Origin of the sequence: Thiomicrorhabdus heinhorstiae, from assembly GCF_013391765.2 — a bacterium.
Lineage (GTDB): Bacteria > Pseudomonadota > Gammaproteobacteria > Thiomicrospirales > Thiomicrospiraceae > Thiomicrorhabdus > Thiomicrorhabdus heinhorstiae.
This window is the reverse complement of sequence record NZ_JACBGI020000006.1, coordinates 14293-40625: the sequence shown is the minus strand read 5'-3', so window position 1 is coordinate 40625 and position 26333 is coordinate 14293. Positions and strand designations below refer to the sequence as shown.

The 26333-nt window shown below is 48.4% G+C and carries 18 protein-coding genes and 1 CRISPR repeat array (1 of these 19 running past the window's edge); of the genes, 5 read left to right on the top strand and 13 right to left on the bottom strand.

Features of this window, described 5'->3' with window-relative positions:
* Window positions 1-65 precede the first annotated feature (65 nt).
* The 13 genes from H8792_RS05125 to H8792_RS05065 form a co-directional block, all read right to left on the bottom strand.
* Window positions 66-911 (bottom strand): F0F1 ATP synthase subunit gamma, encoded by an 846-nt coding sequence (locus H8792_RS05125; RefSeq protein WP_185977866.1) that lies wholly within the window; start codon window positions 909-911, stop codon window positions 66-68.
* A complete protein-coding gene (locus H8792_RS05120) occupies window positions 911-2437 on the bottom strand; it encodes a F0F1 ATP synthase subunit alpha (RefSeq protein ID WP_185977865.1) in 1527 nt (508 codons plus the stop codon). The genes H8792_RS05125 and H8792_RS05120 overlap by 1 nt, the downstream gene beginning before the upstream one ends.
* A complete protein-coding gene (locus H8792_RS05115) occupies window positions 2415-3173 on the bottom strand; it encodes a F0F1 ATP synthase subunit delta (protein WP_185977864.1) in 759 nt (252 codons plus the stop codon). Before H8792_RS05115 ends, H8792_RS05120 begins: the two co-directional genes overlap by 23 nt.
* A gap of 23 nt (window positions 3174-3196) precedes the next feature.
* Window positions 3197-3463, bottom strand: coding sequence for an ATP synthase subunit c family protein (locus tag H8792_RS05110; RefSeq protein WP_185977863.1), 267 nt, complete (start codon window positions 3461-3463; stop codon window positions 3197-3199).
* 3 nt (window positions 3464-3466) lie between these two features.
* Complete coding sequence (locus tag H8792_RS05105) at window positions 3467-4162, bottom strand: F0F1 ATP synthase subunit A (RefSeq protein WP_185977862.1); 696 nt, start codon at window positions 4160-4162, stop codon at window positions 3467-3469.
* 2 nt (window positions 4163-4164) lie between these two features.
* Window positions 4165-4440, bottom strand: a complete 276-nt coding sequence (locus tag H8792_RS05100; RefSeq protein WP_185977861.1) for an AtpZ/AtpI family protein — start codon at window positions 4438-4440, stop codon at window positions 4165-4167.
* Window positions 4440-4841 (bottom strand): F0F1 ATP synthase subunit epsilon, encoded by a 402-nt coding sequence (locus H8792_RS05095; RefSeq protein ID WP_185977860.1) that lies wholly within the window; start codon window positions 4839-4841, stop codon window positions 4440-4442. The genes H8792_RS05100 and H8792_RS05095 overlap by 1 nt, the downstream gene beginning before the upstream one ends.
* On the bottom strand, window positions 4838-6229 hold the full coding sequence (gene atpD, locus H8792_RS05090; RefSeq protein WP_185977859.1) for a F0F1 ATP synthase subunit beta: 1392 nt from the start codon (window positions 6227-6229) through the stop codon (window positions 4838-4840). Before atpD ends, H8792_RS05095 begins: the two co-directional genes overlap by 4 nt.
* A 278-nt stretch (window positions 6230-6507) precedes the next feature.
* Complete coding sequence (locus tag H8792_RS05085) at window positions 6508-9381, bottom strand: sialidase family protein (RefSeq protein WP_185977858.1); 2874 nt, start codon at window positions 9379-9381, stop codon at window positions 6508-6510.
* A 368-nt stretch (window positions 9382-9749) separates the two neighbouring features.
* Window positions 9750-11120 (bottom strand): TolC family protein, encoded by a 1371-nt coding sequence (locus H8792_RS05080; RefSeq protein ID WP_185977857.1) that lies wholly within the window; start codon window positions 11118-11120, stop codon window positions 9750-9752.
* A gap of 10 nt (window positions 11121-11130) precedes the next feature.
* The gene (locus H8792_RS05075; RefSeq protein WP_185977856.1) at window positions 11131-14292 is read right to left on the bottom strand and encodes an efflux RND transporter permease subunit; all 3162 of its coding nucleotides are present in this window, start codon (window positions 14290-14292) and stop codon (window positions 11131-11133) included.
* A 9-nt stretch (window positions 14293-14301) separates the two neighbouring features.
* Window positions 14302-15513 (bottom strand): efflux RND transporter periplasmic adaptor subunit, encoded by a 1212-nt coding sequence (locus H8792_RS05070; RefSeq protein WP_185977855.1) that lies wholly within the window; start codon window positions 15511-15513, stop codon window positions 14302-14304.
* Window positions 15514-15610: 97 nt separating this feature from the next.
* Window positions 15611-16027, bottom strand: a complete 417-nt coding sequence (locus H8792_RS05065; RefSeq protein WP_185977854.1) for a hypothetical protein — start codon at window positions 16025-16027, stop codon at window positions 15611-15613.
* A 145-nt stretch (window positions 16028-16172) separates the two neighbouring features.
* On the opposite strand from H8792_RS05065, the gene cas1f reads away from it, so the two are divergent.
* From cas1f to cas6f, 5 genes are read left to right on the top strand one after another with little or no spacing between them, the layout of a single operon-like run.
* Window positions 16173-17111 carry a type I-F CRISPR-associated endonuclease Cas1f gene (cas1f, locus tag H8792_RS05060; protein ID WP_185977853.1) on the top strand — a complete coding sequence of 313 codons (939 nt, stop codon included), beginning with the start codon at window positions 16173-16175 and terminating at the stop codon, window positions 17109-17111.
* On the top strand, window positions 17108-20005 hold the full coding sequence (gene cas3, locus H8792_RS05055) for a CRISPR-associated helicase Cas3' (RefSeq protein ID WP_185977852.1): 2898 nt from the start codon (window positions 17108-17110) through the stop codon (window positions 20003-20005). The genes cas1f and cas3 overlap by 4 nt, the downstream gene beginning before the upstream one ends.
* A gap of 3 nt (window positions 20006-20008) precedes the next feature.
* Window positions 20009-20953: a type I-Fv CRISPR-associated protein Cas7fv gene (cas7fv, locus tag H8792_RS05050; protein WP_185977851.1), complete on the top strand. Its 945-nt coding sequence runs from the start codon at window positions 20009-20011 to the stop codon at window positions 20951-20953.
* Window positions 20954-20964: 11 nt separating this feature from the next.
* Complete coding sequence (gene cas5fv, locus H8792_RS05045; protein ID WP_185977850.1) at window positions 20965-21972, top strand: type I-Fv CRISPR-associated protein Cas5fv; 1008 nt, start codon at window positions 20965-20967, stop codon at window positions 21970-21972.
* 13 nt (window positions 21973-21985) lie between these two features.
* On the top strand, window positions 21986-22537 hold the full coding sequence (gene cas6f, locus H8792_RS05040) for a type I-F CRISPR-associated endoribonuclease Cas6/Csy4 (protein WP_185977849.1): 552 nt from the start codon (window positions 21986-21988) through the stop codon (window positions 22535-22537).
* Between the two features lie 130 nt (window positions 22538-22667).
* Window positions 22668-26333: direct repeats of the CRISPR family, unit length 28 nt; unit sequence GTTCACTGCCGCACAGGCAGCTTAGAAG; it runs 21 nt beyond the window's last position.

Genomic DNA, 26333 nt, shown 5'->3' with positions numbered 1-26333 from the left:
GGCAAATTATAACGGCGCCAATAAATGAAGTTCCAGGATTATCGGTTCTCTGACGCTTTAGAACTCTATATCGGGTCAACCTGATTGAGAAGGATGACCTCGATCTCTTCGATGATCTCTTCCTGGCGCAGAACGTTCATGCGTTTTCCCAGAGTCTCGCTTTTTTGTTCCAGATGACGGGTCGCGTTTTCCAAATGACGAACGCGTTGCAGATTTTCCGCCATTAAGGAGTCGTACAAAAGGTGATGTAGATTGTGTTGCAGCGCATGATCGGTGAGTTCGAGAAGAAAGGCCTCTGCCGTCAGATTGAGCAAAGGGGCATGAGTTTGCGCCTGTTGTGGGCAGTGTAAATCTTCGTGGTCATTGAAGGCCGGCAACAGTTTTTCAATGCGAATCTCTTCTTCCGGGAAAGCGTGATAAATCGCATAGAGTTCGTCGGTGGATTGTGATTCTGCCCATGTTTGCGCCAGTAATTCGGTCAGATTACCGACTTCTTCGCAGACATTAGCACCGGCCAGAAACAGCGGTGTATTGGTTGAAAGGGAGGCCGATTCAAGCAAAGGCTGCAGCTTATTACCGACGGCGATCAGGCGAATCTCATTGTCGGCATTGGAAAAATGCTGTTTGAAGGCTTCAATAATTTTCGGATTGAAGTCGCCGCAAAAACCGCGTTCGGTGCCAATAAGCAGCACGCTTTGCCGCTTTCCCTGCCATTTAGGCAGGTTACTGCCGTAAAAATGCAGAAAATCGCAGGTTACGGCTTTGATCTGCTGTTGTATGGTGTGTTGAGCTTCAATGATTTTTGCCAGCTTATGGGTTTCCATCTGCGCGAGCGTTTTCATCGAGTGCATAATGCCGTGAATGTCGTCGAGCTTGTCGCGGTAACGGCCGAGTTCGTGATAACGTGCCATTAATCGTTATCCATCGTCGATGGTGACGTTTTCAGCCACTCCTGCAATGCCTGCAACCAAAGCTCGCGAGGACTGTCGATGGTGAGTCGGCTTGTGGCTGTTTGCTGTTCAAGACGCGTTAGAATCTCCGGGATTTTCTTGATTTCAATGTCTTCGAACAGATTGTCGTTGAAGGCGATAAGCCAGGCAATTTGGAATTCAATCGATTTCGGTACCAGATGGCCTTGTTTCAGTAATTCGCGCAGAGTTCGGCCGCGGCGAATCACCTTTTCGATTCGCGCTTCCAGACGGGTACCGAAACGGGTAAAAACCTCCAGCTCAAGAAACTGCAGATAGTCCAGCTTCATATGCCCGGCTTCTTCTTTGATACGTGGATGCTGGGCTTGCCCGCCGATACGCGACACCGATTTGGCAATATCGATTGCCGGGCGAAAACCGGACACGAACAGTTCACGATCGAGATAGATCTGTCCGTCGGTAATCGAAATCAGGTTGGTCGGGATGAAAGCGGCGATTTCACCCTGTTCGGTTTCGATAATCGGCAAGGCGGTCATGCTGCCGCCCCCGGCCTGCATGTTCAGACTGGTCGAGCGCTCCAGCAAGCGAGCATGGATATAGAAAATATCGCCGGGATAGGCTTCGCGACCGGGCGGGCGTCGCAACAGCAGAGACAGCTCGCGGTAGATTTTGGCGTGGGTCGACAGATCATCGTAAACTACCAGAGTATCCTTGCCGGCATGCATCCAGTACTCCGCCAGAGCGCAGCCGGCGAAGGGTGCCAGATATTGCAGCCCCGGAAGGGTGCTGGCCTGCGATGTGACCACGGTGGTGTATTCAAGCGCGCCGTGCTGACGCAACAGCTCGATGGTATTGACGATAGTAGAACGTTTTTGTCCGATCAGGACATAGACGCATAGAACGCCTTTGCCTTTCTGATTGATCACGGTATCGATCGCCAGAGTACTGCGTCCAAGGCCTTCGTCGCCGATTAACAGCTGGCGTTGACCTTTGCCGACCGGAATCAGGGTGTCGATGATCTTATTGCCCGTGTACAAAGGTTGATTGACCGGGTCGCGATCGATAATCGGTGGAGAATTGCGTTCCAATGGAAAACGGTTTTGGGTTTCCGCTTCCGGCAGACCGTCGAGCGCAAAACCGAGTGGATCGATAATGCGTCCTAGTAGGCTGTCGCCGACCGGAATGTCGAGGATACGCTGCGACAGATAGGCGTTGTGCCCGGCGGTGATCAAGCGGGTTTCATGCAATAAAATAACGCCGATCAGCTCTTTGGTCAGTTCGAACACGAAACCGTGGCTGCCGTCTTCAAAGAGGATGATTTCGTCCATTCTGGCGGTCGGCAGACCGCTGACCCAGACGATACCATCGCCGACCGAAACCACATAACCGCGTTCGGTTAATTTCAGATCGAAGCGATAGTCTGCGAGCCAGTTGTCGATCCGTTCGAGAAATTCAGGCGATGATTGAGCTGAATTCTGCGCTGTATTATTGCTGGTTGAGTCGGTCACGGTCCAGTTCCATAAAACGGTTCAGTTCGTCGAGCAGATTCATTCTCAGACTCCAGGCGCCAAGATGTACACGCAGCCCGCTGATCAGTTGCGGGTCTTCCTGATAATCGAAACTCAGCGTTTGCGGACAGAGTTCTTTGAGCTTGGCTTGCAGACGACGGCGGTTTTTTTCCGTTAAAGGATAAGCGCTGCAGACATTGACCTTGTCCACGGAACCGTTACAGGTTTTCTGCAGGCGTTTGATCTGTTCTTCGTCGAGCGATTGCAGCTGTTCCAACAGGGCCTCGAATAAACGGGTCTGAGTTTCCTTTCCGGCGAGATCGCGCAGCAGTTTGGAGGCAAATTCCGCGCCTTGTCGATGGGCAATCGATTGGTAGTGCTGCAGGATTTCCTGCAACTCTTGCCGTTGGTTGATTTCCGCTTTGTGCTTTTGGGTCTGCAGCTCTTCTTGAAGTTGCTGCTGCTGATTGGTGCGCAGTGAGTCCAGTTCCTCCTGCAGGGTTCGGCGCAGTTGGTTTTTTTCTTCTTCCCAGGCTTGCAGACGCTGTTCGTAGCGCGCTTTTAAATCGTCCGCCTGGGCAATTTTCTGTTGCGCTTCTTCCAGAGTGCGCCGGACCGATTCGCGGCGTTTTTCCAGAGCGTTGAGCACCGGGTGATAGAGAAAATGCTTGAGAATCCACATCAACACCACAAAGTTGATGATTTCGAAAATAAAAGTCGACCAACTGAATTCCACGAATCTTCTCCTTCGGTGCCTGTTCAGCTCACCAGATATTCGAGTAAAGGGTTGCGGAACAGCACGATCAGCACGATGACCAGCACATAAATCGCCAGGGATTCGATCATTGCCAGACCGATAAACAAGGTACGCATAATCGAAGTTTCGGCTTCAGGTTGTCGCGACAGGGCATCCAGCGCCCGGCTGATCGCCCAGCCCATTGCCAGAGCGGGAAACATGACGCCGATGGAAATGCCGAGCACGGCGATGACGGTGGAGTCGGTAATAAAGTTAGCCATATCGGTCATAGATTACTCCGTGGTTTTTGGTTGAGGTTGATGAAGCGATTGCGCCTGAATGCCGCTGGCGATATACACCAATGCCAACATGCCGAAAATATAGGCTTGCACCAAGGCTTCGATAATATGCAGTACCAGAATCGGAATCGGTGCGAGAAATCCGGCGACCATCAGAATCAGTAAAGCGGTCATTTCCAGGCTCATCATATTACCGAACAGACGTACGGCCAGCGCGATGGTTCGGCTCACTTCGCTGATGAGGTGGAATGGCAGCAACAGCGGATTGGGCGACAGATAGTGGCGTAAATAAGCTTTCAGTCCGGAAATCCGGATGCCGAACCAGTGTACCGACACGAATACCAGCCCTGCCAGAGCTGCGGTGGCGGAAAAGTCTCGGGTCGGCGAATGGGCACCGGGAATCAGGCCGATCAGATTGGAGACCAGCAGAAAAATCCATAAACTGCCGATAAACGGCAGCAGGCGTTTAGCATGTTCGGGGGCGACACCGGCAATGGCATCCTCCATGGCGATAATCACCGCTTCAACCGCGGTTTGCAATTTACCCGATGTTCCGGCAAAACGGCTGCGGTACAGATAGACAAACAGGCTCAAGCCGAGAACGATCACCCAGGTCGTGACGACCGTATTGGTAATCGCCAAAGGTCCGATCTGGAAAATGCTCTGAATACTCAGTCCCGAATCTTGCATGCTTAAGTCCGTTTAATAAACAGGTAAACGTTCAGGGCGCCGACGGCGACACCGATCAGAATCAGGTTGATACTCCAACTGATAGAGTAAATGCCCTGCACGCGTTCGTCCAGCCAGTGACCAAGATAAGCTCCGCCGACGATCGGAATGACCAGCAACAGACCGATGGTACCGAGATAGACGGTTTGTGCCAGCAGAGTCGGTTTGGCCTCCTTTGCCGCTTCCATCTTATCGATCTGGTGTTCGACCTCTTTTTTGAGTTCAGTCTTGTCGTTCATCACGGATTGTCCTCGCGGTTGAGCTGCCACAAGCGTTTTAAAACAGCTTCCTCCATCCGGCGCAAGCTTTGGGTCTGTTGAGCCAACAGTTGTGCCTGTTCGGAAATCTGTTCTTGTAAAATCCGGCTGATACGATGATAGTCCCGGTCAATAACAAAGTGCCGGGTCGTCAGTTCAAGCCGGTCATCGCGAAAATACAGCAGGGCATTCGCTGCGGCAATGTAGTTCCAGATGCCGTTTTGATCCTTGAAACGCGACAAACCCATTTTCAACGAAGTCATAAAGCGCACATGACCGGCAAGAATGCCGAAGCTGCCGCTGGCATCTTCACCGATAAAAGAAGTCACACCTTCGAAGCGTTCACTTTGTAAGGTGTCTTGTATGCGCAGCTCAAAACTCATTTCGGTTCGCTCATGCTGCCGCGCATATAGCACTGTTCTTCAGGAAGCTCATCGTAATCACCGCGTAGGAAGGCTTCACAGTCGTCCAACGTTTTTTCCAAGGGAACCGAAGCGCCTTTCAAGGTGCTCTGTGTGCCGGTAACCCAGAATGGCTGGGTCAAATAGCGTTGCAGGCGGCGTGCGCGAGCGACGATCAGTTGGTCTTCGGCGGAAAGCTCTTCGACGCCGAGCATGGCGATAATGTCTTCCAGTTCATGATAGCGGGCGAGATGCTCGCGTACCGTTTCCGCCACCCGGTAATGGCGCTCCCCAAGAGTGTAGGTGTCCATCGCTTTGCTGCTCGACTTGAGCGGGTCGACGGCCGGATAGATGCCTTTGGCCGCCTGTTTACGTGACAGGATGACCGAAGTGTCCAGATGGCTGAGGATGGCGTTTACCGCCGGATCACCCATATCGTCGGCGGGCACATAGATTGCCTGCACCGAAGTGATATTGCCGTTGCGGGTCGAGGTGATCCGGTCTTCCAGTTCGGCAACTTCGGTGGTCAGAGTCGGCTGGTAGCCGACCGTCGCCGGCATGCGTCCCAGCAGACTGGAAACTTCGCTGCCGGCCTGCACAAAACGGAAAGTATTGTCCATTACGAACAGTACCTCTTTTTGCAAGGTATCGCGCAGATATTCGGCATAGGTCAGCGCCGACAAGCCGAGGCGGAAACGCACTCCCGGCGCTTCGTCCATCTGCCCGAATACCAGCAGTGATTGCGGTAGAATTCCGGCGCGTTCCATCTCTTTCCACATCTCCTGCGCCTCGCGCATGCGTTCACCGACGCCGGCAAACACCGATGCACCCTTATGCAGGGACGCGACTGCGTGCATGAACTCCATCGTTAGAACCGTCTTGCCGACACCGGCACCGCCGAACAGGCCGGTTTTGCCACCTTTGACGAAAGGACACAGCAGATCGATAACTTTGATTCCGGTAGTGAGGATTTCGTTGCTATAGGTGGATTCGGAAAGATTGGGCGGCGGTTCGTGAATATTGCGAAAAGATTCGGCCTTGAAGGGATTGCCGCCATCAAGCGGTTCGCCGAACAAGTTGAGCACGCGCCCTAAACAGTCTTGACCGACTGGAACATGCAGCGGAGAACCGCTGTCGAAGACGTCCATGCCGCGATAGAGACCGCGGGTCTGTTGCAGAGCCACAGCTCGCACATGTTCTTTATCCAGATGCTGGTGGACTTCGAAGATCCATTTATCGCCGTTGTGATGGGCGAAAAGAGCCTGATTGAGTGGCGGAAGCTGACGGCAGGCAATGACCACGACCGGACCATGAACCTCGGTAATGGTTCCGATCAGATCGTCTTTAGTCGATGTTGCCAAAGCTGTCATAGCGTCACTCTTTTGCTTTGTTCGGAGAGTTTCATTATAGGCATCAATGCCACGGTTTTTCAGCTTTTTTGCCTCTTAGCAAAGAGAGAAGTTGATCTTTAATAAGTGTTTGGTTTATCTGATAATTCTTTTATTAAGTCGAGAGAAAGAGGTGTCGGAAGGAGTTGGAAGGCTGTAAAACAAAAAGGCCGCTAATCATCGATTAACGGCCCCGGTTTTGGCGTAAATTGGATCATGTATTTTCCCGGAAGAAGGTCGTTCTGCCGGGAATCTACCGATTACTCAGAAGCGCTTTCGTCTGTGTAATCTTTGCGTTGCGCCCAGATATCGCTTCCCAACAGGTAATCAGGAGCGCTTTCAGAGGCTTCTTCAGGATCAAGTTCTTGCAACCAGATCGAGTACAGGGTTTTACCGTCAGGAGAGGCAATGTTTTGTACTTCTTTCTCTTCGGCTTCAGACTGAACAATGGCTTCATTGATTGGTGAGCCGTCGACGGTTGCAGGGACTTTATCCCAGGTTTCACCGCCATCCGCACTGCGAGTGACGAACAGATCCAACTCGATACCGGTTTCCATATCCATCGTTCCGTAGGTGACGAAAATGGTGTTTGGATCGCGCTGCTCAACTCCAGGAATCGGTTCCGAAGTCGGGATCAAGCGAGGGTCCAGAGTGGAGATAACATTATTGGTGATATTGGATACATTCACCGGTGCTTGCCAAGTCGCTCCATTATCAAATGAACGGATGATATTGAAGTTATTAGGCAGGTGACCGACCGAAGCAACACGCCATGATGGAGTATATTCATAACCGATCACAATCGTGCTGCCGCTCAGGTAACCGCGAGGCGAGAAAGTATTTTCCCAGTTGTTCTCCCAGGTTGAATCATCCAGATTGGTTGAATCCCAGGTTCCGACCACGGTCTCGTCTGCATCAGCAGTGTGAGAGCTCAGGTTCCAGCTGTTGGAAGTCCATTCGGCATTATTCATCATCACCTGCAAATCGGCTGCATCGTTCAAGTTGCTGACATCGTAGCCGCCTTTTGCCAGGCGCAGATACATATCTGAAGAAGCACCCTGGGTTTCGATACCGGATTTATACAGAATACCCCATAGATGCTGATTAGCCGGATCGGTCACTTCGCTGGTGTCTACCTGACTGATCAGTGTTAAACGACGGACGTTTTCCAATACCGGACTGCGGTCCGGATTGTCCTCGGTTGCTTCTTCCGGAACGCGTAGAGGGTTGACGATGGTTCCGGCCGAAATCGGAGTCGGAGCCGTCATGTCGAACGAATGCACATAGGCGATCTTACCTTGCGCCTCAACCGGAATAGAGTCGAGCGTTTCGGTGTTAGGAACGCCAGGCAGGCTTTCCGCTTCCCCTTTGGTTTCTTCGTAACCCAGGATAACTTTGCTACCGTAGATTCCAAGAACCGGTCTTGAAGCGCCGGTATCACCGTTCAACAATTGTTTTTCGGTGCTTTCCGGATCGTAAATTGCACGGATCGGATCCAGCTCGCTGGTGTAACATTTACCATCGTCGTTACTGGTCGGATCATCTAGATAGCCGTTATCGGTACAGATTTGCGCGCAGTATAGAGCGCTGGTACCGGTATCGACGTTTTCCTGCTTACAAACGGCGTTATCACTGATAGGCACCGGATAAGATAGGTTATAGGTCGATTTCGGTTTAACCGTATCGTCTTCAGCCGCTTCGGTTGCTTCAAATTCATCTATCGGTAGATAGCTGTACCAGATATCGCTACGGTGGTTGGTGGAAGCGCCACTCCATCCCTCACCAGGACCGGCGCCGCCGCCCGGACGAAGACCTGTCGGGTCTTCCTGCCACGCCAGAACGAAACCTTCTTCGCTTGACGAGATGGTGAGCTTATTGGAATCGCGGCGTCCGGAAGTCAGTTGCATAGGTGCACGCCAGTCGATATCGTGGGTTTCTTCGTTCAGTACACCACGAGCAGTCCATACGCAGCTGAAAGGAACTTCATGCGCCGGTATGATTTCATCGCCGTAGGTTTCAATTCCTTCATAGTTAATGGTGCCTTGAGGACCGTTGACCAGATAAAGATCCTGCGTGTCCGGATCATCCAGTTCGGAAGGGTTGCCGCTCGGGCAGTATTTGTCATTCCAGGCGACCAATACTTTATTGCCTTCGGTTTTGATAACTGGCTTAAAAGAGTGGCCGTAGTAGGCTTCTGTGCTGCCGTCGCCATCAAAGTCGACCTGAATCGAAGTTTTATCTGCCGTATTGGAAATATTGATCTGTTTCCAGCTTTCGCCGCTGTCCAAAGAAAGAGCCACAAACGTATCGGCAACGTGATCAATGTCCGGAATTTCCGAACTACCGGTACCCATTTGGAAATCGCCGGTGACAACATCGGTATAGCTGACCAATAATGGACGTACTAGAACTGCTTCGTCAACTTCGCCGGCAGTACTGGTTTTCGCGGTCTTCAACATCATGCTGGTGATGCTGTGTCCACCGCTTCCCGCTTCCGGAGTTCTAGAGATGTTTTTATGTACGGTAATATCGCCGCTCATGGTTTCGGTAAAGTGGCTTACGGCTTCCTGTTCGGTGACAACTTCGTCTGCAGCCGGAGTGGCGGCAATGACTTCGGCTAGGATCGCCAGAATTTGATCAGTGATTGCATCCGCTTCTTCGGCCGTCATTGCCGAAAAATCCAAGGTATTAATGTTGATACCGGCATCGCTGAGCTTTTCTTCCAAAATAGCGATCGATTCCGCGGTGATATTGATGCCGTTGGTACGGTCACCGTCATCATCCAGAGACTGGAGTAAAATCAGAATATTGACGACACGCGGATCATCGACGGTGGCGCCGGGAAAGAAATCAAGCGGGGATACATCATCGGTACTGCCTTTCAATACGCCTAGACGAATATGTTCGCCAAGGTAAAAGGCGACATTGGTGCCTACTTCAAAGTCGTAGTGACCGCCGTTTTTGGTTTTACCGTTAATATTGCCTCTGTACGTCAGGCCATCGACGGCTGCATCGACAAAGGTACCGGTTGCAACGGTTGCCGAACTTGAGCTATTGCACCCGCCAAGCGGCAGAGTCATTGACATGGCAGTGAGCAGGGCCAGAGTTAAAGGGGTTCGAGATAAATGGTTCATGGAGCCCTCCAAGAAAGTGGTTTGGTTTTAAGAGAAACTGGTAGAAGTTGAAAACTTAAGCTTTATTTAAGATTTGAACCCTATGACTGCTGTTTCGGACGCAAGCTTGATTTCTTTAGAGAAGTTAATGCCTTTCCATACAAAAAATTGATCTGTATCAAGAAATATAGAAAAGCGAAGAAATTAGAAGGGATTATATAAGCGGTTTTTGCTCGGACTAGGCTGTTAAGATAGTGACTTCAAAGCTTTAAATACCTATCGATTTTTCTGATCAACCGTAAGGTACTGTGCGGGAAGTTTCCGGAGAAAAATCGCTATCAAAATTCTTGAACTTTGATAGCGGGACAGCATTTATGAGGAGGGATTTATTAAGTAATGCCTGGGTTTAAGCGCCCGATCGCCCAGTAAAATTTGATGCGTTGCAGGCCGATTTCGGCTTCGGTATCCGGCAGGGCGCTTTGCGCCTGATAAACCGCTTTCTGCGCTTCAAGCAGTTCGATGATGTCGCTGCTGCCGCTGATCAGCGCCTGTTCAATCGCTTCCAATGTACAGCGCGCGGTTTTCAGAGCTTGTTGCTGGACGTCATAATTCTCGTAGGCGCTCTGCAATTCCAGCCAGGCATTCATTGCCATGGTGATAAGAGCGTTTTCCTGCTTGCGCTGTAAAGCGGCGATCTTGTCCGCTTCGGCACGAGCCTGGGCTACTTCGGCCGAAGCCTGTCCGCCGAGATACAGTGGTGCATTGATACGTACACCGCCGCGGAAGCCGCGCATATCGTCATAGAAGTTTCGGTCAGATTCGTTATACACCAGCGCACCGAAGGCTTCGACTTTGGGAGTGAGTACCTGCTGTTTCTGATGGATTTTCTGTTGCGCCGCTTGCCACTGTTTTTGCAATGCCTCAACCAGAGGGTTGCCGAGAACCAGTCTCTGCCATTGTTGATCCTGACTTTGTATCAGGCCATCGAGTTGTTGCTTGCTCAGACTGTCTTCAAGCAGGTCGGTTACGAACAGCGGTGCCTGCTGCGGAATGGCCGGTTTCGCCAAGGCTTCGACTTCGATATCCGGTCGGTCGTTGATACCAAGCACTTCACGCAGATTGTTTTTCAGCAAGGCGAGACGTTTTTGCGCTTCGATGCGCTGGCTGCGGTTGCGGTCGATACGGCTTTGAACTTTAGCCATATCGTCAAGGTCTTGCATGCCCAGTTCGAGACGACTCTCTACCTGAAACAGCAGCTCGTAGAGATAGTCTTTTTCCTGCTCAAGATAGTGTAAAGCGGCTTGCTGTTTCCAGTAATTGAAGTACTGCTGGGAAACCTGTAGCCAGGCTTTTTGACGACCGGCTTCGAGCAGATCGATCTCGATGTCGTATTGCGTGGACGCGATCAGCTTGCTGTCCTGCAGCATCGGATCGTACAGCGGATAGCTGACGGCGACCTGATTGGCAAAGCGCGGAAAGTTATTCATCTCCATCCAAGCGTAGCTGAATTCGCTGATCAGGCGCACCTGTGGTTTAAGCAGGGCTTCGCTCTCTTGGTATTTCGCCAGAGAGAGGTCCTGATTTGCCTGCAGATACGACAATTCCGGATTGTTTTGTGTGGCGATATCGAATAGCTGCTGCAATTTGAGCGGTTGTGCCGAAACGCCGAAAGCGTATAACAGCCCTGCCAGCATCAGACTGACGTGCAGTAAAACCGGTTTAGGAAAAATAGATTTGAACAGTGCGTGTTTGGTAAACATTTTAATCTCCTTATTCTGTTTCGGCGTGGTGCAAACGGCCGGTTTTCATGCGTCTCAGCATGAGCAGATAGGTGAGAATCGGTAACAGGATCATCGAAACCAGCGGGGCGGAAATCATGCCGCCGATCATCGGCGCGGCAATGCGTTGCATCACGTCCGAACCAGTGCCGGAACCGAACATGATCGGCAGCAGGCCGATGACGATAACGCTGACGGTCATGGCTTTCGGGCGTACTCGCTGCACCGCGCCCTGCAGAATGGCTTCGCGCAGTTGCTGAGGTGTATTGAGGCGATCTTCGTCGATCGCCTGCTGAATTGCCTGTTTCAGGTATAGCAGCATGACCACGCCGAATTCGGCGGCAACCCCGGCCAGAGCGATCATCCCGACCGCGACTGCGACCGAATAATGGAAACCGAGCCACCATAAAAACCACACCGAGCCAAGCAGGGCGAAGGGCACCACCAGCATAATCATCAATGACTCGACGGCATCCTTGAAGATGAAGTACAGCAACAGAAAGATAATCAGCAGAGCGAAAGGCACGATCTGTTGCAGGCTTTGCTGGGCTTTCAGCAGATATTCATACTGCCCGCTCCAGGTCAGGCTGTAACCGGGCGGCAGCGTCAGCTGTTCGGTCACGACCTGTTGGGCTTGTTTGATATAGCCGACCAGATCGATCCCCGGTTGCAGGTCGACAAAGGTCCAGCCGTTGAGACGGGCGTTTTCCGATTTAATCATCGGCGGGCCCATTTTGATTTTGACGTCGGCGACCTGGCCGAGTTGCAACTGGCGACCGGATGCCGTGACAATCGGCAATTCGCGCAGTTGCTGCACCGAATCGCGCCAACTCTGCGGGTAGCGCAGATTCATGGCGTAGCGTTCGCGACCTTCCAGAGTAATCTGCAGATTTTTGCCGCCGACTGCGGTGGAGATAATGTCTGCCAGTTCACCGATTGGCAGCTCGTAGAGTGCCAGCTGATTGTGTTTCGGCAGGATTTCGATATAGCGTCCGCCTTCGGCGCGATCCGAATAGGCCGATAAGGTGCCAGGCACTTTGGCCAGCGCAGCTTCCAGCTGTTTGCCGATGGATTCGATCTGTTGCAGGTCGTCGCCGGCAATCTTGATGCCGATTGGGGTTTTAATCCCGGTGGAGAGCATATCGATGCGGGTTTTGATCGGTTGTACCCAGGCATTGGTCACGCCGGGCAATTTGACGGTGGTGTCCAGCTCCCGAATCAGTTTTTTCAGCGTCATGCCGGGACGCCAGTCGGACTTGTCTTTCAGCTGGATGGTGGTTTCGATCATGGTCAAAGGCGCCGGATCGGTAGCGGTATCGGCGCGGCCGATCTTACCGAAGACGCTTTTGACTTCCGGGAACTGCTTGATCAGGCGGTCGGTCTGTTGCAACAGTGCCTGGGCGTTACCGATCGACAGTCCCGGCAAGGTGGTCGGCATATACAGCAGATCGCCTTCTTCGAGTTCCGGCATAAATTCCGAGCCGAGCTGCTGCCACGGATAGACAATGCTCGTCATGGTGACCACCGCCAAGAGGATAACGGTTTTCGGCCAGTTGAGCAGGAATTTCATCACTGGATGATATAAGGCGATCAGGGCGCGGTTGAGCGGGTTTTTTGATTCGCTCGGCAGTTTTCCGCGCACAAAATAGCCCAACAGAACCGGTACCAGAGTAATCGCCAGACCGGCGGCCACCGCCATCGACAAGGTTTTGGTTAATGCCAACGGAGTAAACAGACGCCCGGCCTGTTCCTGCAAGGCAAACACCGGCACAAAGCTCATGGCGATAATCAGTAGCGACAAAAATAATGCGCCGCCGACCTCTTTGGAGGCTTTCAATACCAATTGCCAGTGTTCGCCGACTTCCGGCAACCGTTGATGCTGGTGTTCAAAGGCTTCCATGTGTTTATGGGTGTTTTCGATCATCACGATTGCCGCATCGACCATGGTTCCGATGGCAATGGCGATCCCTGCCAGACTCATAATATTGGCGCTGATACCGAACCATTCCATAATGATAAAAGCGCCGAGAATACCCAGCGGTAACGAGATAATCGCTACCAGAGCGGAACGCAGGTGGAATAGAAACAGCAATGAAACCAGTGCGACAACGATCATCTCTTCGAGCAGTTTTTCGCTGAGAGTGTCGACCGAGCGCTGAATCAGCCCGGAACGGTCATAGGTTTCCACCAGCTCGACTCCGGCAGGCAGGCCTTTTTTCAGTTCTTCGAGTTTGCTTTTGACCTTTTCGATCACCTTCAGAGCGTTTTCTCCTGAACGCATAACGACGATGCCGCCGACCACTTCGCCGTCGCCGTCCAATTCCGCTATGCCGCGGCGCGGCTGAGGGCCGAACTGGATTTTGGCAATGTCGCCGAGCAGAATCGGAATATCGTCCTTGGAACTGAGGCCTAACGGCAGCTTGCGCAGGGCGTCGAGATCATTGGCGTAACCTTTAAAAGCCACCATATATTCCGCTTCGCCCTGTTCGATCACCGAAGCACCGATTTCGGTGCTGCTGTTGCGAATGGCACTTTGAATGCGCGCCAAAGTCAGGCCGTAGGCACGTAGCTTATTCGGGTCGATTTCGACCTGGTATTGACGCACCATGCCGCCGATGGAGGCGACTTCGGAGACGCCGGGAACCGATTGCAGCTCGTATTTGAGGAACCAGTCCTGAAGGGTTCGCAGTTGTGCCAGATCCTGCTGACCGGTTCGGTCAATCAGCGCGTATTCGTACACCCAGCCGACGCCGGAAGCATCCGGCCCGAGATTGGGTTGTACACCTTGCGGCAGACTGCTTTTGACTTGCGACAGGTATTCCAATACCCGCGAACGCGCCCAGTAAGGGTCGGTGCCGTCTTCGAACAGAATATAGACGTAAGAGTCGCCGAAAAATGAATAGCCGCGTACCGCCTTGGCTTTCGGTACCGACATCATCAGGCTGGAGATCGGATAGGTGATCTGATCCTCGACCACCTGCGGTGTTTGCCCCTGATAGGTGGTTTTGACGATGACCTGTACGTCCGACAGATCGGGAATCGCATCCAACGGCGTTTTTTGCAGGGACTGCCAGCCCCAGAGAGCAATGGCAAGGCTGATCAGCAATACCAGAATCCGGTTGCGGATCGAAAGTTCGATCAAACGATTCAACATGCCGGTCTCCTATTGCGCGTCGGACGCGTCGTTTTGCAACAGGCGGCGCAGATTCGCTTGAATCTGGCTCTCCGAATCGATCAGGAACTGTCCGGAAACCACGATTTCGTCACCGGTTTGCAAACCGGAAAGCACTTCGACAATGCCGCTGGTTTCCATGCCGGTATTGATCTCCACCACATCGAATTTCCCGTCGCCGAGGCTTTTTACCACCCGCTTCTGCTGGCCGTTATCGATCACCGCTTCCAGCGGAATCGCCAAAGCGTTCTGTTTCGGCCCACCGAAGATTTCCACATCGACCAGCATATTCGGTTTGAGAACGCCATCGTCGTTAAGCAGTGGAATGCGCACCGAGGTTGCCTGGGTTTTGGCATCGGCAACCGGGTAGATGTAACTGATATCCCCTTCCCAGCGGCGATCGGGATAAGCCGTGGAGGTGATATTGGCGCTTAAACCTTCCGCCAGCCAGGCCTGTTGTAAGGGTAGAACCTGCGCTTCGATCCATACGGACGAAAGATCCTGCAAACTCATCAGTTCGGTTTTCGGTTCGACATACATGCCGTTCTGTACGATCAGATTGGTGACGATACCACTCTGCTCGGCATAGATCGGGATTTCGTTATAAGGGCGCTGGCGTTTTTCCAAAGATTTAATGGTGCCTGAACTGATACCGAGGAATTGCAACCGCGAACGCATCGCTTCGACCACTGCGTCGGATCGGTTGGGACGCAGTTTCGATTTTTGTACTGCCAGGAGGAAGTCCTGCTGGGCGGAAACGATTTCCGGCGCGTAGATTTTGTAGAGCAACTGGCCGCGTTTGACCAACTCGCCATTATTGCGCACGCTCAAATGGTCGATCCATCCGGCGGCGCGGGGGTGAATGTGAATCACCTTGCTTTCGTCGGCCACCACTTTTCCGAAGGTGGGAATGTATTTCCAAAGGGTGGTTTTCTGTACCAGAGTTGTCCGGATCGCAAAGCCCTGTTTCATCTTGCTGTTCATCGTCTGATGTGACGAAATCTGCAGTTGATTGCTTTGCTGTTCGAATGCCTGTTTCACTAAATCCATGCCGCAAATCGGGCAGGTGCCTTCGTGCGAGCGGATGATCTGCGGATGCATCGGGCAGACGTATTTGTAAATGGTGGCGTTTTTCTCTTCTGCCCGAGCCAGCGGGGACAGAAAAGGGGTTAGGCATAAGCCTAAGAAAAGTCGGCGTTTCATGGATGTAAACCTTCTTTAACGAATAACAGTCGAGCTCGCTTTCGAACAACGAATCGGCAAGCGGGTAGAGTTCCGTAGTAAATGGATCGATAAAGGTTTAAATCAGACGGGGAGGGCGTTCGAGCAGGGTCTGGATACCGGCAGCAGTAGGAGAGGTTTCGGAAAGAGTGCCGTCCTGTTCAACCAAAGCGGTTTGCAGAATGGAGGTTCCAACCGTGGTTGCGGAGAAAGAAAAATGCAGGTCGCCGTGGCAATCGCAGTGGTCGCCGCATTCGGGACAAGGTTGATTTGGAAGATGCACATGATGATGGCAAGGCATCGTCTGTTCGGATTGCATGCTTTGCATGTGTTCGCAACAATCCATGTGCGGCACGGCAGGAGCATTGCCGGTTTTAACGGTTTCAAGCTGAGAGGTTCCATGTGAAACAGGCAGGTTGAATTCCTCCGCCAATACCGGCCGGAGTAAAACGCTGAAAGACAGCAAAGCCAAAAAGAATACCCGTAGGAATTTCACGATTTTTTATCGCTCTTGTTAAAACCTGTTTATGAGTGTAACTCAGGCATGGCGCTTTTCTCAAATAGAAAATTTTTAATACGAAAATTGGATGGTGGTTTGTTATATTTGCGTAAAGAAATTAATTGTTCCGAGATAGGTGTGTATGGAAGCTCTTACTGATCTAAAAGCAATTCTTCATTCAAAGCGAGCCAATATTTATTACCTAGAAAAGTGCCGCGTTATGCAAAAAGATGGACGTGTTTTGTATCTTGCTGAGCGGGATGAAGATCAACGGTTTTGGAATATACCTATTGCAAATACGACAGCCTTGTTACTTGGGACTGGCACATCCATTACTCAGCCAGCAGTTAGAATGCTTTCCTCTGCGGGGGTCATGATTGGTTTTTCAGGAGGTGGTGCAACACCTCTTCTGGCAGCAACGGATATCGAATGGTTATCTCCACAAAGTGAATATAGGCCTACCGAATATTTACAAGGCTGGATGAGATTCTGGTTTGAAGATGAACATAGACTGGACGTTGCCAAGCAGTTTCAAATGGCACGAATTGAATATTTTGAAAAAGTTTGGACGCAAGATAAAGACTTAAAAGCCGAAGCATTTGATCTTGCAGACTTAAGATTGGAACTCGAAACCTTTAGAAGTGAAATACTGGTATCAGAAACGGTCAATTGGTTATTGAGAGCGGAGGCACAATTTACGAAAGCCTTATACAAATATTCCGCTAAACAAACAGGTTTACTCGGTTTTACCCGCCAATATGACGGTGATCAAGCAAATTCATTTTTGAATCATGGGAATTATCTCGCTTATGGTCTAGGCGCGACGACACTTTGGGTACTGGGTATTCCTTTTGGATTTGCAGTGATGCATGGCAAAACAAGACGAGGCGCTTTAGTTTTTGATGTCGCAGATTTAGTCAAAGATGCCGTAATTCTTCCTTGGGCATTTATTTCCGCTAAAGATAAGGAATCTGAACAGTCTTTTAGACAGCAATGTCTACTTAAATTTACTCAACATAAGTCTTTAGATTTTATGTTTAACACCGTCAAAAAAGCCGCATTAGAGGCACCATCATCATGATGGTGATGTTTGTTTCTCAATGTGAGAAAAAAGCTTTGCCAAGAACTCGGCGAGTATTAGACAGTTTTGCGAACCGCATCGGTGATAACACTTGGCAAACGGTGATCACAATAGATGGATTGGAAGCTGTTAAAAGACTCTTAAGAAAAACGGCAACTAAAAATACTGCTGTGAGCTGTCATTGGTTACGAAGTCGCAGCAGAATCGATTTGCAATGGATTGTCGGCAGTAAACAAAAATTTAATGAGCAGGGACATGTGCCTGTGAACTACACCACGAAGGATATTCTTGTGAGATATGACGAATCAATTAACCCGATTTACGCCAATACCAAAGGACAACTGCTCAAAGATCATCTGTATGCAGTGGGTTGGGTGGCGCAAGCACTGGTTAATCAACTTTATCCAGATGTACCTAATTTACGGAAGGTGGCCTTGATTGCCGGTCTATGGCATGACATTGGTAAGCTTGATCCTAAATTCCAAGAATGGCTGAATAAAGAGTTAAAGAGAAAGACTCAATTACCCATTGATGAAGACGGGGTTCACATTGATAAAGGAACATTTAGTTTTGAAAAACACCCACGCCATAATGAAATTTCTCTTGCTCTATTTAACTTGCTTACTGATGGCCAAGCTAGGAACTTAAAACCTTTAATTGAGCACGTGATTTATTGGCATCACGCTAAGCCTATTCGTAAAAGTGATTTTAACTACCAGATTGAAATTTGGTCGCAACTCTCAGGAAGTTTAGGAGCTGAGGCAAGCAGTCAACAGTTAACGTTAACTGCAAAATCCTTAATGAAAGAGCTTTATCAATCGTTTGAAACCTTGCAAGATTCAGAACTGAATTCAATTGATTTTGAAGATGTGGACGCTATTTTAAAGCAGGTGATGCCTGAATATAAGCTTTACTCCGATAAGCACAATGCGCTTGAAAACTTTACTAAAGATATTACTGAAAACGCAAAGAAAGACATTATTCGCACAGCAGTTATTTCCGCTGATCGTGCCATTTCGGCTTTAGATGCTGATGAATTGGCAGAATTAATTTCTGAGCAAAACCTGAACTCAGTTGTCGAAAAAATATTGGATCAATCCAGCCATTTACAAGGTGATATTGAAGGATGTATAGATCGTTTTAATAAACCTGATAATGCGAAGCGTAATGAACAACAAACCATCGCGGCAGATCAACTCACAGAGGTCGAAAGTGTTGTCGTATTAGAAGGCCCGGCTGGGTGTGGTAAAACCAAGATTGCACTGGAATGGGCGGCTAAGAAAAATGTTCAAAAACTGATTTGGGTGTGTCCACGTGTTCAGGTTTGTTTAGGTATTTATGATGAACTCAAAAGCGATCAATATTTGCCAGAAACTAAAATAGAACTGCTGACGGGGGAGTTTAAAAAAACTTGGAGCAACGGACAAGAAAACGAAACGCCAGATAGCGAACAGTTTGGTGGTCAAATAGTGATAACCACCATTGATCAAGTCATGAATACCATCACGACTCATCGCCAAGTCACTGGTTTGATCGAGTTTTTAAACTCTCATGTTGTGTTTGATGAGTTCCATGAATTAATCAAAATTCCCGCGCTGAATTTACTATTCGCCGAGTTGGTGAAAGCAAAATCGTTACGAGAACATCAAGCAAATTGTCTGCTTGTTTCGGCAACCATTAACCCTTTATTTGTAACGGAAGTTTTGGAAACTCACAAAGATGATATTGTCAGTGTTGAAACATTTAATCAATCAGACTATCAGATTCAATTTAAAGGCTACGATGAAACCACTCAAGATTCACCTCTCGTAAGTCAGACATATCCACCAAATACCTTTGTTATCTCCAATACGGCTAAGGCAGCTCAATTAGGCTTTATCCGCCATCAAACCGAAGAAAATGCCATTTTGTTTCATGGACGCTATACCAAGAAAGATAAGCGTGAAATTTTCGAACAGGTATACAACGCTTTTAAAAAAGAGGGCACTAGAGAATTCGATATTCTGCGTTCAGGCCCAATCGTGCAAGCCTCTCTAAATATTACCTGCGATGAAATGCATACAGAAATCACTAGCCCAGAAAACTGGTTGCAACGATTGGGGAGGCTTGATCGATTTGGACAGAGTACAGAGAAGAATGTGTATGTGACTTATCTGCCGAATGCCATTAAAGAATACGGCAAACAAAAAAATAATGTCGGTAACTTTCTTAATAAGCAATTTGAATTTCAATCTGCTTATCAGTGGTTTCTCTGGCTTGATGACAAATTGCAAGAGATGGATTCAATAAAGCTGAGTTGGTTGTATCAACAGTACCGAGCGTTTTACAAGGAAAAATCTGAACAGCTGACAGATGAATTGCACAAGTTATTACAGAAGAGTGCTGTTCAATTGAATCACAAGCTTCATGATCCGATTGCTTTTAAATCAAAACCAGTCAAAAAAGATGCCATCAAAATTAAAGCTTCTTCTTTGCGTGGAGACAGTCGTTTTGTGCAAATGGCAGAGGTTCAGTTTGATGAAAATGGGGAATGGCATGTTACCGACGAATACACTTGTAACACAGAGATCGAAGGCAATCAATTCACTATGTCGATTGATGAAATTCAAGGTTATGACGAGAGTGGAGAAAATAACCTAATCAATTTCATGTACAAAAAACATCATCAGATTCAAAAATTTAAAGGAGAAAAATACGCTAAACGCTACAAAGCCTATTTGTTAAAAAATGAAGCGACTGATGCTTCAACTCCAATATTTTTAAGTTATACCGAACAAGATTTGGCTTTATGCAACGAAACGGCGCATGCTGCCGCAATTTACTATGCACAAGGCATTAAACAACCGATTGGCGCGATTGCCATTCACAAATTAGAAAATACAGAGGAAGAGTAAATCATGGAAAAAGTTACTGGAATTAAAAGTGTTGATTTTAAGGTTATTGCCAAAGGTCATGGGGTTGTGAACTGGAATGGACCAACAAATCTAACAGGCGAGGATGGAAAAACTGTCGATAATCACACCATGCCCAAACTTCGAGGTTATACCAATCTATCTGGCAAGGTAAAAGATACAGGTTACAAATACCGCAAAGAACCGCAAGATATTGATTTTACTAAAACCCCTTTATATATCAGTCAAAACTGCATTCGTCACCATTTATTCCGTGAACAGGCTTTTGATCTGCACTATGCGTCAAATAAAAACCTTGCCAGAGTTCTTGCTTCAGAGACAGGGTTGTTGCGAGGTTATGTTGTGCCATCAAGCCAGTCAAAAAGAACAAGTCCATTATTGCTAGAAGATTTTGTTGATCAATTGGGTAATGGAAATTTTGAACAATTTGGTCAAGCAGGTGAGCGAGATAGCTCCTCATTCTTCTCAAAAACAACCTTTGGCGATACTGAGTACCTTTCTTATGGATCAATTAGTATTGAGCAATTACAGTTTATTTCTCTCGACCGTAAATTTGATCGTAGCTCAATGGATATTAGTGACGGTCAAGGAGAAGAAGTAGCACAACAGATTGAAGACTTTTTAAAAGAGATTGGCGGTGACGACAATGTTAAAGCAATATTTCACCCTAATTATGTTCGCCGAGGAACTATTTTTGAAGAGGGTGAACAAGGCATTCTATTAAATGAAGCGGCTCAAAAAGTTTTGATCGAGCACATGATTGAGAAGATTCAAAATCTAGTGATTCGTCAGGCGAAATCTTACATGTATGTAGATTCAGTCGAAGTGGACTACAACGATAGCAATAAAATGATGCGCATTAAGCGAGATGAAAGCGAATGCTCGCTGGAGCCAGACACTGAGTTTGCAGTCTATTTTGATGCTAAATAAAGAGGCTTCAAATGGAAATCATCATTGAATATGAATCTTCTTGGCGTAACTCTTTTTTGGACGGTTCAAATAATGAACCATTGCCGAAAGAGGGGCGCAAGTATATTGGTTCAGGTAGAGCATTAGAAGACAGCAAAAATTTTCTTAAAAGAGAGATCACGATTGATACGGTTTTAGGTATCTTGAGCCGTCTAATTGGTGATCAGCGCAAGCTTTATCAGGCTAGAGCATCAGATAACTTTTATTTCTTTGAAATAGAAGATAAAACCTCTTGGGAAGATCAAGCTGATTACTGGAATGAAACTGTCTATTTAAGAAATATGTCAGGGAACTTTGATCAAAATTCATTTACGGGATCGTTAAAGTTGAATGATCCAAGGTTGAAATCTGATTATAGTCAACAACTATGGGGAGTTCTCAAGCTTTCTCCTGCTGAGTTACTTGATTTTTTTAATGGTAAAAAGCACGTAGATGAAAAAATTGAATTAACACCATTTGCAATTTTAAATGCTTTTCAAGATATAAAGGCATACAAAGTCCCTGAATTAGAAGAGCAAGCTATAGAAGTAGCGGAGTCTTTAAAAGTTCAGTTTGATAAATCTAATGCTATAGGCAAAAACGGAAAAGTTAAGTGGGAATCTCTTTACTGTACAGCTTTGTATCTTCAAGTCACTAAGCTTACAAACCAATTTGATATGAGTTCCGCCACAACTCCAAGAGGGGCGATATCTGGAATATCTTTCAATGGATTAACTCCAAAGGGTTTTTTGTCATCATTTACAACTACGGGTGTGATGAAAAAAGTCTGGGGCAATCCGTATATCATGAAAGAGAGAGGAATTAAGGGCGAGGGGAATAGAACATCAATGCTTCAAAAGGCTCGTGGAAAGTTAATTATCACTCTTGATATTTCTAAAGAGGCGGCTAAAGAACTTAGTAGTTTGATCGATAATGCAGGTGTATCAAGCTTTTATTTAGGCAAAAAAGGCTTGGCTTATGTCACCAGTATCAGAGTATAAGGGAGTGGTCTAAATGGATTATTACATTGACATTCAATTAAAACCTGATGCGGAGTTTCGTATCAATGTTTTACTAAACAAAGTTGTTACTAAATTCCACAAAGCTTTATTTGAAATGAACGCGAACGATATTGGTATTAGTTTTCCGAATTATAAGACGCTGTTAGGCAATAAAATACGGCTGCATGGTTCTGAAAATAGACTTCAGGAACTTAATGCGGCAAATTGGCTAGGTGGTCTTTCTGGATATTGCGCTATAACAGATATTCAGAAAATTCCTGATGTTGTGGAGTATCGAACTGTTTCAAGAAAACAGCAAAATATGACCAATGCAAAGTTGAAACGTCTAACCAAAAGGGGTTCAATTACTGAACAAGAAGCAAAACAATACAGAATAAAAATGTATTCACAAGGTTTATCTGAAGCTTACATAGAATTGGAAAGTGCTTCCAACGGCCATAAACACAGACGCTATATTGCAATAGGGGATTTGCAAGGTCAGCCAGTTGATGGTGTGTTTGATCACTTTGGCTTAAGTAAAACAGCCACAATACCTTGGTTTTAACCAATAATTTTCAGTTAAAAATTAAATTTAATAAAATCAAACAGTTACAACGTTAGAAGGAATAGATGGTTTTTTAATCCGAATTTCACTAACTTATTGTTGTAACTGTTTTTTTATGTCTTAAAATTCAGTTCACTGCCGCACAGGCAGCTTAGAAGGTTGTAAATCAGAAAGCCGCCGCCGTCCCACTGTTCACTGCCGCACAGGCAGCTTAGAAGTTATACATAGTCTCTTTTTTAGAGACATTATCGTTCACTGCCGCACAGGCAGCTTAGAAGCCAGAAAAAGACCCGCAGGGGGTATTGGCGGCGTTCACTGCCGCACAGGCAGCTTAGAAGTGCGGATCGCCAGCGCTAAGGCCCTGGGCGATGTTCACTGCCGCACAGGCAGCTTAGAAGAGTTATGCAGCATTCGTTAAGGAACTGGACCAGTTCACTGCCGCACAGGCAGCTTAGAAGGTACCAATCGACGCAGACCCAGGCAGCCAGTAGTTCACTGCCGCACAGGCAGCTTAGAAGTCGTAAGTAAGAATTGCTTTAGGGATTCCGTTGTTCACTGCCGCACAGGCAGCTTAGAAGGACGATATTCTATTCTGCAGGCTGCCGTCTGGGTTCACTGCCGCACAGGCAGCTTAGAAGTTTACTACCAAGCCGATTGCAGAAGAGTTTGCGTTCACTGCCGCACAGGCAGCTTAGAAGTTTCAGTGAGTCAATTACACCCATATCTAAATGTTCACTGCCGCACAGGCAGCTTAGAAGGGATCAATGTCGCTGTTTAATGCGGCATCGATGTTCACTGCCGCACAGGCAGCTTAGAAGATTTTGTTCCGCCGTCGATTCCCGGCTCTTCAGTTCACTGCCGCACAGGCAGCTTAGAAGCATACTTTGAGACAAAGCGACCGTCTTCAACCGTTCACTGCCGCACAGGCAGCTTAGAAGTCATGTGATCCGTCGATATAATTGTTGACGATGTTCACTGCCGCACAGGCAGCTTAGAAGACAAATGGGAATGGGTTCGGCCGTTCTGTCAAGTTCACTGCCGCACAGGCAGCTTAGAAGTAATCTTGATGTAGATCTTTACGTTGATCCTGGTTCACTGCCGCACAGGCAGCTTAGAAGATTACCAGGCTCCTTGTTTGCTAAAGTGACCAGTTCACTGCCGCACAGGCAGCTTAGAAGCAACTGGTGCGCTGATCATTGAGCCGGAAAGAGTTCACTGCCGCACAGGCAGCTTAGAAGGCTGTCAGATGACTACAAGCGCCTGCTCTACGGTTCACTGCCGCACAGGCAGCTTAGAAGGACGGACATCGCTTTTATGAACGCCAAGCTGAGTTCACTGCCGCACAGGCAGCTTAGAAGTTATTGCGGTCTGGTCATCGCCAAAGCATCGGGTTCACTGCCGCACAGGCAGCTTAGAAGAAAAAAGCAGAACGTCACTATCCGAACCTTTTGTTCACTGCCGCACAGGCAGCTTAGAAGAGATAATTTTGCAGCGATGATCATGTTGTGTCGTTCACTGCCGCACAGGCAGCTTAGAAGTGTCCAGTTTGAGCAGGCCGGGTTGTTTTGCTGTTCACTGCCGCACAGGCAGCTTAGAAGGGTAATTGATTCCGTCAGAATTTCACGCAGATGTTCACTGCCGCACAGGCAGCTTAGAAGACGGGTATTACCGGCGGCAGCTGGGAAACGCGGTTCACTGCCGCACAGGCAGCTTAGAAGCGATCCAGAAGACAATGTCATTGATGATCTAAGTTCACTGCCGCACAGGCAGCTTAGAAGGTAACCATCAGATTGAAAAAGATGCAAACTATGTTCACTGCCGCACAGGCAGCTTAGAAGAGTTTGCACTGCTGTATGCAGAGGATGCCGAAGTTCACTGCCGCACAGGCAGCTTAGAAGTGTGTTCTATTGTACCTAAATTTAGGAACAGAGTTCACTGCCGCACAGGCAGCTTAGAAGTCGGGTGATGGATCACCGTCTTGATCTGTATTGTTCACTGCCGCACAGGCAGCTTAGAAGATATCTTGGAGAAGCAGGCAGGCATTTCCGGAGTTCACTGCCGCACAGGCAGCTTAGAAGATACCGATCTACATACGTTGCAGTTGTTGAGCGTTCACTGCCGCACAGGCAGCTTAGAAGAAAAATAAATCGCGCGCTACTAATCCTCCAAAGTTCACTGCCGCACAGGCAGCTTAGAAGTCTGCTGAGTTGACAGGACTAATCGCAGATAGGTTCACTGCCGCACAGGCAGCTTAGAAGAACAGTCGCATTTTTTGATCAGACGAACAATGGTTCACTGCCGCACAGGCAGCTTAGAAGTGGCGATATGGGACTGATCTGCGTGGCTGCCCGTTCACTGCCGCACAGGCAGCTTAGAAGGCCAATTCTTCGATTCTGTCCTGCTCGTCTTGTTCACTGCCGCACAGGCAGCTTAGAAGGCTGACCTTCATTCGTTCTTAATTCATCTTTTGTTCACTGCCGCACAGGCAGCTTAGAAGTTTAATTCGTAAAAAATGCAATTTATTACTCAGTTCACTGCCGCACAGGCAGCTTAGAAGGTCACTTTTTTCCGACTCCGGCGCGTCACAAAGTTCACTGCCGCACAGGCAGCTTAGAAGGAACCGCTACATTGAAATAAACGGAAACTGCCGTTCACTGCCGCACAGGCAGCTTAGAAGGAAAAATTGAAACTGACGAATTCCATGCGTCCGTTCACTGCCGCACAGGCAGCTTAGAAGTTGAGATAGTCAAGTCCAATATTGTCAGCTTTGTTCACTGCCGCACAGGCAGCTTAGAAGATTGTAAGCAGCATTTCATTCTCTCTAGTGAAGTTCACTGCCGCACAGGCAGCTTAGAAGGATGACGATGTAATTAATCGGTTGATCAGTGCGTTCACTGCCGCACAGGCAGCTTAGAAGATAACCGCGCCTGCAATTACATACCAGAACCAGTTCACTGCCGCACAGGCAGCTTAGAAGGCTTGCTTTGCTCTGTTCCAGTTATAAGCGCAGTTCACTGCCGCACAGGCAGCTTAGAAGTCGTCTAACATTGATTTAATACTTCGACTCAAGTTCACTGCCGCACAGGCAGCTTAGAAGGGTTAATTTCGGCATATAACCCATCAAGCTGTGTTCACTGCCGCACAGGCAGCTTAGAAGTAAAATTTCTGCTTCACGTTGCGCTGCACGTAGTTCACTGCCGCACAGGCAGCTTAGAAGATTGTGGAACAAGCAAAAGTATCTAAGGGAACGTTCACTGCCGCACAGGCAGCTTAGAAGATGCACTACCCCGGCGATCTCATTGATGCCGAGTTCACTGCCGCACAGGCAGCTTAGAAGTTCGGATGATGAGCAAGACGACACAATCGGTCGTTCACTGCCGCACAGGCAGCTTAGAAGGAATTGAAGCCCTTGAAGCAGAATTAGAGCTTGTTCACTGCCGCACAGGCAGCTTAGAAGGCTAAATCCTCGCAGGGAAAGTTCTTCTTGGAGTTCACTGCCGCACAGGCAGCTTAGAAGAGGCAAGCACGCTGGAAGAGTTTCAGGCCGTGGTTCACTGCCGCACAGGCAGCTTAGAAGAGACGGCCATATCCACCGGCTCGGCCTTACCGGTTCACTGCCGCACAGGCAGCTTAGAAGAATGCTTGAATTGCTTCAGCTTGTTTTTTTACGTTCACTGCCGCACAGGCAGCTTAGAAGTTAAACGTCATTGATGATGTAATTAAGGCTCGGTTCACTGCCGCACAGGCAGCCTAATAGGGCCAACCAGAACTAGCGCAAGCCGTTAAGCAGTTCACT